12 protein-coding genes are annotated in these 14,243 nt (G+C 62.9%); 5 read left to right on the top strand and 7 right to left on the bottom strand.

Going from position 1 to position 14,243, the window contains the following annotated elements; all coding sequences use genetic code 11:
* Positions 1–4 precede the first annotated feature (4 nt).
* The 4 genes from EJ071_RS31140 to EJ071_RS31155 all read right to left on the bottom strand — a co-directional run bounded on the left by EJ071_RS31140 (position 5) and on the right by EJ071_RS31155 (position 6,047).
* Entirely contained in the window at positions 5–412 is a 408-nt protein-coding gene (locus EJ071_RS31140; protein WP_126101271.1) for a DUF3168 domain-containing protein, read from the bottom strand.
* 280 nt (positions 413–692) lie between these two features.
* Positions 693–1,970 carry a macro domain-containing protein gene (locus EJ071_RS31145; protein ID WP_126101272.1) on the bottom strand — a complete coding sequence of 426 codons (1,278 nt, stop codon included), beginning with the start codon at positions 1,968–1,970 and terminating at the stop codon, positions 693–695.
* A 108-nt stretch (positions 1,971–2,078) separates the two neighbouring features.
* Positions 2,079–3,632, bottom strand: a complete 1,554-nt coding sequence (locus EJ071_RS31150; RefSeq protein ID WP_126101273.1) for a trimethylamine methyltransferase family protein — start codon at positions 3,630–3,632, stop codon at positions 2,079–2,081.
* Between the two features lie 12 nt (positions 3,633–3,644).
* On the bottom strand, positions 3,645–6,047 hold the full coding sequence (locus tag EJ071_RS31155) for an FAD-dependent oxidoreductase (protein ID WP_126101274.1): 2,403 nt from the start codon (positions 6,045–6,047) through the stop codon (positions 3,645–3,647).
* A 111-nt stretch (positions 6,048–6,158) separates the two neighbouring features.
* Between EJ071_RS31155 and EJ071_RS31160 the strand changes: the two genes are divergently transcribed.
* Both EJ071_RS31160 and EJ071_RS31165 read left to right on the top strand, forming a co-directional pair.
* Positions 6,159–6,797, top strand: a complete 639-nt coding sequence (locus EJ071_RS31160; protein WP_126101275.1) for a TetR/AcrR family transcriptional regulator — start codon at positions 6,159–6,161, stop codon at positions 6,795–6,797.
* Between the two features lie 207 nt (positions 6,798–7,004).
* Positions 7,005–9,161 carry a penicillin-binding protein 1A gene (locus EJ071_RS31165; RefSeq protein ID WP_126101276.1) on the top strand — a complete coding sequence of 719 codons (2,157 nt, stop codon included), beginning with the start codon at positions 7,005–7,007 and terminating at the stop codon, positions 9,159–9,161.
* A 139-nt stretch (positions 9,162–9,300) separates the two neighbouring features.
* Here the strand turns inward: EJ071_RS31165 and EJ071_RS31170 are convergent, their stop codons facing one another.
* Positions 9,301–10,488 carry a DUF930 domain-containing protein gene (locus EJ071_RS31170; protein WP_126102793.1) on the bottom strand — a complete coding sequence of 396 codons (1,188 nt, stop codon included), beginning with the start codon at positions 10,486–10,488 and terminating at the stop codon, positions 9,301–9,303.
* Positions 10,489–10,596: 108 nt separating this feature from the next.
* Positions 10,597–11,007: a RidA family protein gene (locus tag EJ071_RS31175; RefSeq protein ID WP_126101277.1), complete on the bottom strand. Its 411-nt coding sequence runs from the start codon at positions 11,005–11,007 to the stop codon at positions 10,597–10,599.
* 378 nt (positions 11,008–11,385) lie between these two features.
* Between EJ071_RS31175 and EJ071_RS31180 the strand changes: the two genes are divergently transcribed.
* Both EJ071_RS31180 and EJ071_RS31185 read left to right on the top strand, forming a co-directional pair.
* Entirely contained in the window at positions 11,386–11,970 is a 585-nt protein-coding gene (locus tag EJ071_RS31180; RefSeq protein ID WP_126101278.1) for a DUF1214 domain-containing protein, read from the top strand.
* Positions 11,963–12,511 (top strand): DUF1254 domain-containing protein, encoded by a 549-nt coding sequence (locus EJ071_RS31185; protein WP_126101279.1) that lies wholly within the window; start codon positions 11,963–11,965, stop codon positions 12,509–12,511. The genes EJ071_RS31180 and EJ071_RS31185 overlap by 8 nt, the downstream gene beginning before the upstream one ends.
* Positions 12,512–12,524: 13 nt before the next feature.
* Here the strand turns inward: EJ071_RS31185 and EJ071_RS31190 are convergent, their stop codons facing one another.
* On the bottom strand, positions 12,525–12,704 hold the full coding sequence (locus EJ071_RS31190; RefSeq protein WP_245460040.1) for a hypothetical protein: 180 nt from the start codon (positions 12,702–12,704) through the stop codon (positions 12,525–12,527).
* Between the two features lie 194 nt (positions 12,705–12,898).
* Between EJ071_RS31190 and EJ071_RS31195 the strand changes: the two genes are divergently transcribed.
* The gene (locus tag EJ071_RS31195; protein WP_126101281.1) at positions 12,899–13,906 is read left to right on the top strand and encodes a DUF2336 domain-containing protein; all 1,008 of its coding nucleotides are present in this window, start codon (positions 12,899–12,901) and stop codon (positions 13,904–13,906) included.
* Positions 13,907–14,243 lie beyond the last annotated feature (337 nt).

Here is a 14,243-nt window from a genome sequence, read left to right on the forward strand (position 1 = left end):
CCGCTCAGGCACTATTCTGCGTCAGCGCGCGAAAGCGCAGCAGCCCGTGATGGACCGCCAGGTCCTCGTCATAGCGCGCCTCGGCGAATTCCAGCGACAGGCGTGTCTGGCCGCGCGGGCCGATGGAGAGCGCCGCGCCGTCGAGCCGTGCCCTGATGCTGTCCATGATGAGCCGCGTCTCCGCCTCGCCTTGCGCTTTCGACCAGACATGCAGCGTGATGAGCTGGTCGTCGTTATTGTCGGCGCCGGTGTCGAGGTCGAAGGCGCTGGTGCGGCCGTAGGTCACGTTGGGAAAGGCAGCCTTGTCGCTTGCCTGCTCGAGCAGCCCGGCTCCGCCGAGCAGCGCCGACAGGGACGCATCGGTCTTCAGCCGCAGGAACAAGGCCTGCATCAAGTCGCCAGGCGCCGTCATTTACCGTCCATCACAAAACAGCCTTCGGTTCGTTGCTAACCTGATCGGCAACGTAACCACGCTCGCGATCCGATACCAGATCGTGAATCGTTTTGACTGCAGCGTGAACGGCGAAGGTCTCCGAAAATATTACGTTTTCGGACTCACGACACAGGTGCTGCACCGCCCTCCTCGGTGCTATAAAGTCGTCAGTTGCGGCGACGGTGTTGGCTGCCGCCAGCGAGCGCGGGTTCGTCAATAGCTGACAACCACGGTTCGAAATCTCAACACTAGACCTTTTCTAGGATCTTCCTACGAGATCCTGGATCGCGTTACGCAATCCATCAGTGATATCGACGAACGCCGAGTCGCGATCAGTCCATGTAACTACAGGTTTTGCATCCCGCGGCAACGCCTGCAGTTTTGAGAATGGAGTACCTTTCAAAGCCACAGCGCGTAAGATTACCGGTATGACTAAAGCTTCGCGATGATCGTGACGTTCAAGTGCGCGCTTCATCTCTATGTCATAACAGTACTTCGACTGGATAAAATCAGCGCTAATGAGGAGAATAATTACCCGCGCTTCATTGAGTTGTGCGTCGATGGCTCCTTCCCATTCCATTCCCGCGCCGATCATACGGTCGTGCCATGTCGAGATGATCCCTTGATGCTCCAGAACCGACAGATGTTTGCCGAGTTCCTTGCGCAATAGCTCATCAACGTGCGAATATGAAACGAATACTGATACAGACTTCGACGGGTACGAACTCACAGTTGATAAAGTTTTAACTCTCTCCCCTTGAATTTCCTTTAATCGTGCATTTATTTTCCTTATGTCTAAACTGAGGAGAGCGTCACCATATTGCGCCAAACGTCTTTCCAACACTTGTCGTTCTCTATCCAACTCAGTCAATGTAGCTAGGGCCTCGCCTCGCGCCGACGATGCCTTTGCCTTCGGCCCTCGGGGCTGGGTAGAGACGGCGGGCTCCACGCGCTCCTGTCTGGGCGGCTGAGCAGTCAGCCCTCGAGTTCGGATCGCGAACTCTTCAAAGAACTGGACGTAGTCAATTGGCTGCATTCTTCCAAATCGATCAAATAGGTAGATGGTCACGGAAAGCCGCTCAGGAGTTGCTCTGAGCTCCTCTACGAGAACGTCAGCCATACTTACAGCAACATCTTCGTATGAAATTCCTGCAACACCGGCACCGATTGCCGGAAACGCAATGGAGGATAGGTTGAGCGCTTTCAGGAGCTCAATTGCACGTCGCGTCGATCTGACAACGATTTCACTGTCAGCCATTTGACCATCGCCGATCGTGATTGCATGGAAGATGTGCTTCGCTTGTAGCGATCCTGCGCCTGTTACAACCACCTCACCGAGTTTTGCCGGTATCTTCTTTGCCACCTCTAACAAAAGGCTTTGCCCTGCCGCGCGCAGAATCGCGGCTGACACGCCACCCCCCATTGTCAAATCAGAATCGTCAGAACTCACCAAGACATCTGCGTCTGAATTAGTGATATCTCCAAACACCAAAGACAGTGTGGACCCGCCGACTTGGTAGGTTCTCGACTTTTGCACTGGTTCCCCCTTTGAAGCCCAAATGCAAGTATAGACCAGTATTTTGCATCGCGAAGCAAGGGGATTGCGTCATTTGCCGAATAGGCCTCCGGATGTCGCGCCGGTTCTTTATGACACCGGCGCCGCACCACCCTCCTCGGTGCGGCGGGCGATGAACTCGTCGAGCACGCCGGCGGTGGCAGCGGCGGATTGCGGCGGCTGGAACTCGGAAAGGATCCGCTTCCAGATGCCGGTGGCGCGCTCGGTGGCGGTCTTGCCGCCGGACTGGGTCCAATTGCCGAAATTCGACCAGTCGGCCACCAGCGGCTCGTAGAAGGCGGTGCGGTAGCGCGTCATGGTGTGGGCGGCCGAGAAGAAATGGCCGCCGGGCTGCACCTCGGCGATGGCTTCGAAGCCGATGGCGTCGGCATCGCCGGGCGTCTTCGCGCAAAGCTCGGCAACCGTCTGCAAGGCCTCGATGTCGGTGATCAGTTTCTCGAAGGAGACGCTCAAGCCGCCCTCCAGCCAGCCGGCGGCATGGATGCAGACGGTGGCGCCGGCCAGCACCGAGCCCCACAGCGCGAACTGCGTCTCATGCGCCGCCTGTGCATCCGAAATATTGGCGGCGCTGCCGCCGCCGGACCGCCAGGGCAGGCCGGTGAAGCGCGCGAGCTGGCCGGCGCCTAGCGTCGCCTTTATGTGTTCGGGCGTGCCGAAGGCCGGCGCGCCCGACTTCATGTCGACATTGGAGGAGAAGGAGCCGTAGACCACCGGCGCGCCGGGACGCACGATCTGGGCCAGCGTCAGCCCGGCTAACGCTTCCGCGTGCTGCAGCGTCAGCGCGCCGGCGACGGTGATCGGCGCCATGGCACCGGCCAGGCAGAAGGGCGTGATGATCGATATCTGGCCGGCCTTGGCGAAGTCGATGATGCCCTGCGCCATCGGAATGTCGAGCTGGCGCGGCGAATTGGTGTTGATGACGGTGTAGCAATAGGCGCCGGCCAGGAACTCGGTCTCCGAGAGGCCGCGCGCCAGCCGCACCATCTCGAAGCTGTCCTCGACCTGCGGCGTGCCGCGCGCGAAGACGAAGGGCAATTTGTCGGAGAGCGTCAGCTGCGCCCGGCCGGTGGCGTAGTGGCGGAAGCGGGTTTCGACATCCTGTGGCTCGATGCAGGGTCCAAGCATGTGCAGCACATCGAAATGCTGCAGCAGCTTCATGAATTCCTCGAATGCGGCGAGCGTGCCCGGCCGCCGGCCGCGCTCGAGATCGGTGACGTTGGGTGCGCCGGAGCCGGCGAGGAACGTCATCGACCCGAGCTCTAGCGCAAGATCGCGAGAGCGATCGCCGCCATAGGCCTGGATCGAGCGCGGCGCGGAAGCAAGTGCTGCGTTGACCATGTCGCGGCCGATCCTCACCATCTGGCTGTCTTCGTCGACCAAAGCACCGGCCTTGGCAAGAACAGCGCGCGCTTCCGGCAGCAGCACCTTGATGCCGAGTTCTTCCAAGACGCGCAGCGCCGTGTCGTGGATCGCGGCGACCTGGTCGTCGGAAAACACCGGCTGCGGCAGGAACGGGTTCTTCAGCGAACGGTAGTTCGGGCGGCGGCTCGACTCGCTGCCCCGCTCACCGTTGCGTCCACGCCGGCGTTCGCGCCTCAGATCGCGTGCGGCCTCGTCAATCATGCCCGTTCCTCCCTATTGCCGCATTGCCTCGCCTTTGGGGTCATAAGGCGAGGCCGCGATGACGCGTGCCGGCCGTTCGACGCCGACAATGTGTACGGAAAGTTCTGTCCCCTCCCCGGCGAAATCGTCTTCCAGCAACGCCAGGGCGACGCTCTTGCGAACCGTGTAGCCGTAGCCGCCGGACGTGACGAAGCCGACGCGCCGGCCCTTGTGCCAGACCGGCTCGAAGCCGCTGGCGTCGGCATCGACTTCCAGGGTCACGATCCGCCGCGCGACGCCCGCCTTGCGCTCCTTGAGCGTTGCTTCGCGGCCGATGAAATCGCCCTTGTCGAAAGCGATGAAGCGGTCGAGCCCTGTCTGTCCAGGCGTGTAGCCTTGCGTGAACTCACGCGACCAGATGCCGAAGCTCTTTTCCAGCCGAAGCGAATTCAACGCGTAATAGCCGATCTCGGCGAGGCCGAGATCCTCGCCGGCGGCAAGCAGCGTCTCGCGCAGGGTCGAATGCAGCGTGGCCGGACAGTTGATCTCGAAGCCGAGCTCGCCGGCGATCGACAGCCGGACGACCCGGGCGCGCACCATGCCGATGTCGAACTCGCCGCAGGCCATGAAGGGCAAGGCTTTGGCGGAAATGTCCTGATGCGTGGTGCGTTCGACGATCTTGCGCGCGTTCGGTCCAGTGACGAGGAAGCCGGACATCGCGTCCGAGATGTCGGTCACGGAGACGCCGTCCGTCCTATGCGCCTCGAACCAGCGCATGTGGAACTCGCGCAAATAGTAGGAGCCCATGATCCAGTATTCCCCGCCGCCCCAGTTGAGCACGGTGAGATCGCCCTTCAGCCTGCCGTCAGGGCCCAGCATCGGCGCAAGCTTCGCGCGGCCGGGCTTCGGCAGCCTGCAGGCGAGCAGCCGGTCGAGCCAGGTCTCGGCGGCCGGTCCCGACACTGCGTAGCGCGAGAAGGCCGTCGTATCGACGAGGCCGGCGGCGCGGCGTACCTGCAGCACCTCGTCGCCGACGATTTCGAAGGCGTTGGAACGCTTCAGCGTCGTCTCCTCGCGAAAACCTATCGGCGCGAAATAGGCCGGGATCTCCAAACCCCATGAGGCCGTCCACTCGGCGCCTGCGGCGCTCATGCCGTCATAGGCGCACGGACGCTTCAGCGGCCGGCCGGCAGGCAGGCGCTCGTTCGGGAAGGTCATGACGAAGCGGCGGGCGTAGAACTGGCCCGTCGTCTGCTTGAGATATTCGCGGTTGGCGGCGAAGGCGCCGTAACGGGCGATGTCCATGCCGAAGATGTCGGCCTGCGGCTCTCCGTAGATCATCCATTCGGCCAGCGACTTGCCGACGCCGCCGCCCTGGCTGAAGCCGGCCATGACGCCGCAGGCGACCCAGTAGTTGCTGAGGCGCCTGACCGGACCGACCAGCGGGTTACCGTCCGGTGTGAAGGTGAAGGCGCCATTCACCCATTTGCGGATGCCGGCCTTCGCCAGGCAGGGAAAGCGCTGATAGGCCTTGGAAAGCTCAGGGCTGATGCGGTCGATATCCTCCGGGATCAGCTCGATGCCGTAGTCCCACGGAGCGCCGTCCATGTTCCAGTGTTTCGGGTTCTGCTCGTAGACGCCGAGCAGCACGCCCTTCCGCTCCTGCCGCAGATAGGAGAAGCCATCGAGGTCGACGGCAAGGCCGAGCTCCTTGTCGAGCGCGGCGACTTCCGGAATGTCCTCGGTGACGAAATAGTGATGCTCCATCGGCGTCACCGGCAGGTCGACGCCGGCCATCAGTCCGACCTGCTTGGCCCAGAGGCCGCCCGCGTTGACGACATGCTCGGCGACAATCGTGCCATTCTCGGTGACGACGTCCCAGCCGCGGTCGGCGCGCTGCTTCAGATCAACGACGCGGTTGCGCAGGATCACATCGGCGCCGCGCTTTTTCGCGGCGCCGGCATAGGCGTGCGTCGTGCCGTAGGGGTCGAGATGGCCCTCGTTGGAATCATAGAGGCCGCCCAGCACGTCGCTGACATCAACGATCGGGCAGATTTCCTTGATCTCCTCGGGCGTCACCAGCCGAGCCGTCTCGATGCCGACGGACTGGAACACAGCCCAGGCCGACTTCAGCCATTCCCAGCGCTGCGGGTCGCTCGCCATGTTGACGCCGCCGGTCATGTGCAGCCCGGCATTCTGGCCGGACTCGGCCTCGATCTCGCGATAGAGTTTGATCGTGTAATCCTGCAGCGCCGCGACGTTGGGATCGGCGTTGAGAGCGTGGAAGCCGGCGGCCGCATGCCAGGTCGAGCCCGCCGTCAGCTCGGCGCGCTCGATGAGCGCCACATCGCTCCAGCCGAAGCGTGTCAGGTGATAGAGCACCGAGGCGCCGACCACGCCTCCCCCGATGACGACTGCCCGGTAATGCGACTTCACGAGCTCTCTCCCTCTCGTTGAAGGCTCCAAGATATATAGCCTGGACATATATGTCTAGACACTACTGTCCAGAGCTTGCGAAGAGTTTGATGCCGTGCCTATTGTGCGGCCATGATCATGACCGCTCCCCAGGCCGAACCGACGCCCGGCAACATAAAGGTTACGCGCTCGGACTGGATCAATCTGGCGCTTGAAACGCTGATCTCGGACGGCGTCGGGAACGTGCGCGTGCTTACGCTCGGCCAGAAGCTCGGTGTGTCGCGCTCGAGCTTCTACTGGTATTTCGACAGCCGGCAGGACCTGCTCGACCAGTTGCTCAAGCATTGGCACGACACCAACACCACGGCGATCGTCGAGCGTGCCCGGCGGCCGGCCGAAACCATCATCATGGGCGTGATGAACGTCTTCGAATGCTGGGCCGACGAGCGCCTGTTCGACCCGAGGCTCGATTTCGCCGTGCGCGAATGGGCGAGGCGCGCGACCGATGTGCGGCGCATGATCGACCAGGCCGACGACGAGCGCCTCAGCGCCATCCGCGACATGTATCGCCGGCATGGCTACGACGACGAGGACGCCTTCATCCGGGCGCGGGTGCTCTACTACATGCAGATCGGTTACTACGTGCTCGACCTCAAGGAACCGGTCGAGGCCCGGGTCAGCCACCTTGCCGCCTATCTGCGCTCCTTCACCGGCCAGCAGCCGACCGATGCGGATGTGGCGCATTTCATGCGCTTCATCGCGGCGCGGTGATATCGCTGCGAGGATTTGGTTCTTACGCAATTCCGGCCGGAAAACCGTTACACACTTTTCCTGGAATTGCTCGACGCACAATCAGCCTCGGGTGTGGCTTCGCTGCCCTTGTGAGCGGTGCTAGAATGGTCGATTAGTCTTTGAGGGGTGGCGCCCGAAACCGACCGTGCGGTTTCGGGCGAAAGCGCGTTGGGGCGGAAGTCTGGAATGGCAAGTCCTTCGAAACCACGCAAGAGAAGAGGCCGGATCGCCTCTGCGGCTCTTGCCGTCGACGCGTGGCTCGATTCCTCCCTCTACGAGATCAGCTTCAAGGCGCGCGAATTCTGGGAAGCGGCAACCATCTTTTGCCGCCGATTCCGCCTTCACGGATGGCGGCGCGCCATCATCGAGGTGCTGAGCGAAGGCTTCACCATGGGCGCCGGCGGCATCGTGGTGCTGTTGGCGCTGGCGATGCCGGCCTTCGAGATCACCGGCGGCGACTGGCGCAACCAGGGCGACTTCGCCGTCACCTTCCTCGACCGCTACGGCAACGAGATCGGCCAGCGCGGCATCATCCAGCGCGATTCCGTGCCGGTCGACGAGATGCCCGACATCGTCATCAAGGCGGTGCTGGCGACCGAGGACCGGCGCTTCTTCGATCATTACGGCATCGACGTTCTCGGCCTGTCGCGCGCGATCTTCGAGAACGTGCGCGCCAATTCGGTCGTCCAAGGGGGCTCCAGCATCACGCAGCAGCTCGCCAAGAACCTGTTCCTGTCCAACGAGCGCACCCTGGAGCGCAAGATCAAGGAAGCTTTTCTCTCACTATGGCTGGAGGCGAACCTGTCCAAGAAGGAGATCCTGCAGCTCTATCTCGACCGCGCCTATATGGGCGGCGGCACGTTCGGCATCGAGGCGGCGGCGGATTTCTATTTCGGCAAGAGCGTCAAGGACCTGAACCTCGCCGAGGCGGCAATGCTCGCCGGCCTGTTCAAGGCGCCGACCAAATACGCCCCGCACATCAACCTGCCGGCCGCCCGCGCCCGCGCCAATGTGGTGCTTTCCAATCTCGTCGACGCGGGCTTCATGACCGAGGGTCAGGTGCTGCAGGCCAGGCTGCATCCGGCCGACGTCGTCGACCGCGGCGAGCAGAAGAGCCCCGACTATTTCCTCGACTGGGCCTTCGACGAGGTCAAGAAGATCGCCAAGCCCGGCCAGCACTCGCTGGTCGCCCATACCACTTTCGACGCCAACATCCAGAAGGCGGCGGAAGAGTCGGTCGAGTTCCACCTTCGCCAGTTCGGCAAGGAATACAACGTCACCGAGGGCGCGGTGGTGGTGATCGAGACCAATGGCGCGGTGCGCGCCATCGTCGGCGGCCGCGACTACGGCGCCAGCCAGTTCAATCGCGCCACCAAGGCGCTGCGCCAGACCGGGTCATCGTTCAAGCCTTATGTCTACGCCACCGCGATGGAGCATGGCTTCACGCCGGACTCGGTGGTTTCCGGCGGCGCGATCAGCTGGGGCAGCTGGTCGCCGCACAACTACAATGGCGGCTCGGCCGGCAAAGTCACGCTGATCACCGCGATCGCCAAGTCGATCAACACCGTGCCGGTGCGGCTCGCCAAGGAATATCTCGGCATCGGCCCGATCAAGGCGATGGCGGAATCGATGGGCGTCGAGTCGCCGCTGGAATCGCACAAGACCATGGTGCTGGGCACCTCCCTCATGACGGTGATGGACCAGGCGACGGGCTACAGCGTGTTTGCGCAGAACGGCTTCGTCGGCTCAAGGCACGGCATCACCCAGCTCGTCACCCGCACCGGCGACGTGGTCTATGACTGGACCAAGGACGCGCCGCCGCCGCACCGCGTGCTGTCGGAAAAAGCGCTGCATTATATGAACACGATGCTGGCGGCGGTGCCGGTGATCGGCACGGCCAGGCGCGCCCAGCTTCCCAACATCGTCGTCGCCGGCAAGACCGGCACCACCCAATCCTACCGCGACGCCTGGTTCGTCGGCTTCACCGGCAATTACGCGGCCGCCGTCTGGCTCGGCAATGACGACTTCACGCCGACCAACAAGATGACCGGCGGTTCGCTGCCGGCGATGGTGTGGCAGCGGCTTATGGTCTATGCGCATCAGAACATCGACCTGAAGCCGATCCCGGGCATCGATCATCCCTGGGTCGACCCCGAGGTCGCGGCCAAGGCCGAGGAAGCGGCGAAGAAGGAGGCCGCGGATGCCGAGTCGCAGGCCGAGGCCGAGCGCCCGCCGGTGCTGTCCAGCCGCACCACGCAGACGCTGAGGGACATGACCAAGGTGTTCCAGTCGGCGCCCGTGCTCGATGCGCCCACCCTGCCGGAGACGCTGTCGGCGCTTTAAGCCTTTGTTTTGATGCATGTCGTTTTCCCAAAACCGCTGCACACTTTTGGGCGACATGCATCAGGGTTTGATCCTGCGCATATCTTTGTCCCGAAACCGCTTCCCCTTTCGCGAGACATGCTTTTGGTGGAGGCATGCCTTAGTGGAGACTGGGCAATCTGAGACGGGCCCATTCGCCGGGTGGGATCTCAGCGCCGACACGGAAGCTGAACGACAGGACCCTCGTCGCATCGGCATCGACCTCGCACCGGAAGCCCAGGCGGTACCATGTGGTTGTCGTGCTGAAGGCGGCCTCCGGAGGGCTAAGAACATTGCCCACCTTCAGCGGAATGGATGGCAGCCATTTGGGAGAATAAGAGGCGTCCTGCAATTCCTGGTTCAAAACGCTGCCGCAAAGGTTGGCAACCCGCTGATCGCGAGGCACGCCGCTCATGGAGCTTGTGGCCAGCGCATCGCCGGTGGCGCCCTGCGAGTAAAGCTTTCGAACCCCCGGAAGGCCCGAATAGATCGGCGATCCAGCAACGGCGGCATTGGTGGAACCTGGCGTCCCAGCGCTCCTGCTTCGGGACTTCGAGCCCTTTGCAGGCCTGAACTTCAGCGTATTTACGGGTTTGGGCTTTGGTTTTTCGACCGCGGCCGGAAGCTCGACTTTACCGTCGCTCTCAGCGCCTGACGGCGTTGGCGCCACGGTTGTTTGCTTTTCGGCGGTTTGCGCTCCTGCCTCTTGTTTGTCTGCCTGCTGTTGATCCGTGTCCTGGGCTGCCTGCTTTTCCTCATTCTGCGTGGGCTTGGCGTCCGTCGCGGCGGTTACCGGCTTCTCGTCAGCCTTGCTTTGATCCGCCGGCTGATCGGCGTCTGCCGGCGCTGCAGATTGGTTCTCTGCAGGCTTCGGCACGGCAGGCGGCTTCGAATCATTATCCTTGGCCGGCGACGGCGTGTCGTCTCGATCGCCGCCTCCATCCAGGGATTTCCTCGGGCCGGTATCCTTGTCGCCGTACCGAAAAACGGGTTTTAGCACCGCGATTGGCTTCGGCGGCTGCTTTTCCGGCAAAGGCGGCTTTTCAACTTTCTGCTCGGGCGGTTTTTCAGTTTTAGGTTCCGGCGGCCTTTCGGCCTTGGGTTCCTTTGGCTGCGGTGTGGGCGGCTTCGGTTTCGGCTGCTCGGGCGGAGGCACTAGCGCGACATTGACCGGCTGTTCCTGATCGAGCTGTTGGGCAGGCCTCGGCAGGCTGTAGACCAGAAACGCTGCGATGAGCGCATGCAGGATCAGCGATGCGGGCAAGGCCCACGCTAAATTCCAGCGTCGTTCTTCTATCTCGGCCTTCATCCCGATCGATGTGGAACGAAATGGCGGCGGCTTCAAGCACAGGCATCGGATCGGTGCGGACTAGTACCTTTTTCACAGTGATAAAGACGCGGGCCGCCTTGTGCGACGCTAGCTTCTGACGGCCTCGTCAATGACCGCTATCGCGTCGATCTCTATGAGGTAGCCTGGGGACATTATCGCTACCCCGACCACCACATTCGCTGGCTTGTGATCTCCAAACAGCGAAATCTGCGCTTCTTCGATGATCGGAACGTGTTCATCGCGGTTGTAATCGACAATGTAGATTGTGATCTTGCAAACTTGCTCAGGCCGTGCACCTGCCGCACTGAGCGCCCGGCCGAGATTGCCGAATGCCAGGCGCGCTTGCGCCGCAAAATCACCATACCCAACGAGCTTGCCGTGTATGTCTTCGGGCTGCTGACCTGAGACGAATACCAGCTTGGATCCCGTCGCGACGACAACCTGTGTGTACATCTCTGGAACTGGCAGATCATCTGGGTTGATGAGTTCGAGCGCCATTGAATAATCTCCTGCTTCGTTCGACTGAAATCGACATTGGTGATCACCGCGTCGCTGGCACACGGGACGATGGCAAAGCATCGGCGCTGGTTCGTGGCGGTCCAGCAGCCTGCAGCGCCGCATGAGGCATCGATGATCAGGGGGTCGCAGGACGGAATCTCGTCCATGACAAGCCGGTCGTCAACACCGGGAATGCGGCGCTGCTTGTTCGATAGAAAGAGTTCATGGGTAGTGTGCCATGTGCATGAGCGCCGAAGCGCAGGACGGCGCCATTTGCAGGCCGCATCACCTGAATATCGCCACGCCTTGGAGCAAGCCGGCTTGCCACGAGGCCCCGCGCCGCGATATCCCGAACAACCTCCTCAGTTCCGGCCCTTCATGCTCAGAAACGCATTCCTCACGCTGCTTTCGCTTGCCATGGCCATCGGCCTGGGCGGCGGCAGCGTCTGGTACGCGCTCAACGCGCAGGACGGCGTCGGCGCGATCCGCATCGGCCAATGGACCGCGTTCCCCGAAATCGGTACCCAGGCGGCCGACCCCTATTCGAAGGCCCGTGTGGCGCGCGAGGGCGTGCTGGCGCTCGGCCGGGCGGAGGGGCTCTCCTTCGTCGCCGAGCGCGACGAGGCCGGCGAGCCGCTGAAACGGGAATGCGCCTATACGATCGAGGGCGGCTATCCGACGGCTCGGTTCTGGACGCTCTATGCCGCCGACCACTCGCTCGGCGTCATCGGCACCGGCAAGGCGAGACAGGCGGCGCTGCAATCCTACGAGGTGCTGCGCCAGCCGGACAATTCGGTCGTCATCTCCGTCGGCGACCGCCCTGCCTCCGGCAACTGGCTACTCACCAACGGCTTCGGCAAGATGTATTTCGTGCTGACCTTCTACGACACGCCGATCGCGTCGAGCACCGGGCTTTCCGACGTGACGCTGCCGCGCATCCTGAAGGCGGGCTGCCATGCGTAGCCTGCCGCACGCGCTCATCCTCGGCCTGCTCGGCGCCGGCATCGTGCATATCGTTGTGCTGTTCCTGGTGCCGGAATTTTCCGAGCGCGACGCCTGGTCGCGACTGGCGATGACCTCCGACCTCTACAAGATGACGCGGCTGGACGCGGAGGCCGGCGTCGCGCCGGTCGTGAAGTCGGTCGACCCGATGTTCTACGCCGCCGCCTGCCGCTTCGATCTCGCCGACGGGCTGGTGCGAATCCGGGCGCCGGGCGACGTGCCGTTCTGGTCGGCTTCGGTCTATGACCGCAACGGCCACAACATCTATTCCTTCAACGACCACAATGCGAACGGCGAGAAGCTCGATGCTGTAGTGCTCACACCGGCGCAGATGATCGACGTGCGGCGCGATCTTCCGGAGGAGCTTCAGGGCGCGATCTTCGTCGAGGCGCCGATCGAGGAAGGCATCCTCGTCGTCCGCGCCTTCGTTCCGGACGACAGCTGGAAGCCGATCGTTTCACGCTTCCTCGAGCAGAGCGCCTGCGAGCTGCAGGACTACTGAGAGGCAAAACGGATCAGTGGTGCGGGATGGTGGGTCGCGGCGAGCCTGGCTTGTCGGGACCGTCCGGGCGCACCGCTCCGACCTGCGGCTGCTGCTCGTAGCGGACGCCGGGGAAGATGATGACAGCTGCCGTATCGGTAGCGTGATTTACTCGATTGACCGGTGCCGTTCTCGGCACAAAAGACAGGATCATGCCCATGGTTCGCGCATTCCTCTCGGTTTGACCGGAGCACAACGCAACGCCTCCAAAGTTGATTAAGACGGGCAGAGGGTTAACGGAGCGCTAACGGATCGCGGCTAATTTGACCTTTGTTCCCTGGAGATGCGAAACCGGCCCGGCCGGATTGCGCAGGGCCGGGTCTGTGTCGAGTATCGGGCGTATCCTCCGTGTCATCTTCGGATTTCAGGCAAATCGCTATCCGGACCGAAGCTGGGAAAGCCGAAAGGCTGTTCCGCGCCGCCGTATCGGCCTTCTGCTCGCTGACACGTCCCTCTCGCCGCGAGATCGCCCAGCTCGAGGATCTGACGCTGCCGCTGTTCGACGAGGTGTCGGTCGAATCGCGCCGCTATGTCGCCGCCGCCCTTTCCGAATGCGAGTATGCGCCGGCCGCGCTGGTGCGGCGGCTGGCCGAAGAACCGGTCGAGATCGCGGCGCCGCTGCTTACCCGCTCGAACGCGCTGAGCGACATCGACCTCATCGCGCTGATCGGCCGCCATGGCCTGCCGCACGCGCGCGCGATCGCCCGCCGCAAGGCGCTCAATGCGACCATCGCCCAGCTGATCCGCGCGCTGGAGAGGCCGACGCTGGTCAAGACGCGGCCGCCGGAGACGGTCACCAAGCTCGCGTCGGTGAAGCCGGCGCCCGCCGACACCGCGGAAGACAAACAACCGGTTCCCGGCAAAGCCGAGGAGGATGCGCGGCGCCGCTTGCGCTCGATGATGCGGCCCACCGGCGACGGCGTCGCCGTCAACCTGTTCCTCGGCCAGCCAACCTATGTGAAGCTGCGCGAGACGGCGCTAACCGGCAATGCCGCCTTCTTCCAGACAGCGCTTGCCGATGCGCTCGACGTCGATTTCACAACGGCCCGCTCGGTGACCGAGCAGTCGAGCTACGCCGCGCTGCTTGCGGCGCTCAAGGCGCTCGACCTCAGCGAGGACAGGGCCTTCCTGATCGCGGTCGCCGTCTATCCGGCGGAGTTCCCGCATCCGCAGGCGATCCGGCTGTTCCTCGACCGCTACCGGCTGCTGCATCGGGAGGCGGCGCTCGACAAGGTGCGGGCCTGGAAGGCCGAGACACTGTCGCGGGCGATCCGCGGTAACGCCGCCGAGACGGCAGACGCCGAGCGCCAGGCGTCGAACAGCGACGGTTTAGCCACCAACCTCAAGGCGTCCTAGAGCGATTCGGCGCCCGGAAGAATCACCGGTCAGCTCGCGCGAAGCGAAGGTCCCAAATAAGCCGTGGGTGCTCGACGGTCCTGCGATATCTCACCGTTCTTCTCGCTTTTTGGGAATAGAGGGAGGCAGGGCTGCGTTGAGGACAATGAAGGGGTCATGACCCTTTCACTAAACGCGCCGCCCTTGCCCCTGCTGAAGCCTTCCGACCACCTCAAGGTTGGGCGTTGGGCGCGACGTTGAACATCCTCACAATGATTGGAGAACCCAATGATGCGAACACTTGTGTTCTTTGCGACGCTTTCGTTGCTTGCCGGCCCCGCGTCGGCATCCGATCATC

It is taken from the genome of Mesorhizobium sp. M1B.F.Ca.ET.045.04.1.1 (assembly GCF_003952465.1).
In the GTDB taxonomy this organism is placed as follows: domain Bacteria; phylum Pseudomonadota; class Alphaproteobacteria; order Rhizobiales; family Rhizobiaceae; genus Mesorhizobium; species Mesorhizobium shonense.

Excerpts from the sequence above, each read along its gene's own strand:
- EJ071_RS31140 (WP_126101271.1), bottom strand. The coding sequence starts at position 412 with ATGACGGCGCCTGGCGACTTGATGCAGGCCTTGTTCCTGCGGCTGAAG.
- EJ071_RS31150 (WP_126101273.1), bottom strand. The coding sequence starts at position 3,632 with ATGATTGACGAGGCCGCACGCGATCTGAGGCGCGAACGCCGGCGTGGA.
- EJ071_RS31160 (WP_126101275.1), top strand. The coding sequence starts at position 6,159 with ATGATCATGACCGCTCCCCAGGCCGAACCGACGCCCGGCAACATAAAG.
- EJ071_RS31165 (WP_126101276.1), top strand. The coding sequence starts at position 7,005 with ATGGCAAGTCCTTCGAAACCACGCAAGAGAAGAGGCCGGATCGCCTCT.
- EJ071_RS31170 (WP_126102793.1), bottom strand. The coding sequence starts at position 10,488 with ATGAAGGCCGAGATAGAAGAACGACGCTGGAATTTAGCGTGGGCCTTG.
- EJ071_RS31175 (WP_126101277.1), bottom strand. The coding sequence starts at position 11,007 with ATGGCGCTCGAACTCATCAACCCAGATGATCTGCCAGTTCCAGAGATG.
- EJ071_RS31180 (WP_126101278.1), top strand. The coding sequence starts at position 11,386 with ATGCTCAGAAACGCATTCCTCACGCTGCTTTCGCTTGCCATGGCCATC.
- EJ071_RS31185 (WP_126101279.1), top strand. The coding sequence starts at position 11,963 with ATGCGTAGCCTGCCGCACGCGCTCATCCTCGGCCTGCTCGGCGCCGGC.
- EJ071_RS31190 (WP_245460040.1), bottom strand. The coding sequence starts at position 12,704 with ATGATCCTGTCTTTTGTGCCGAGAACGGCACCGGTCAATCGAGTAAAT.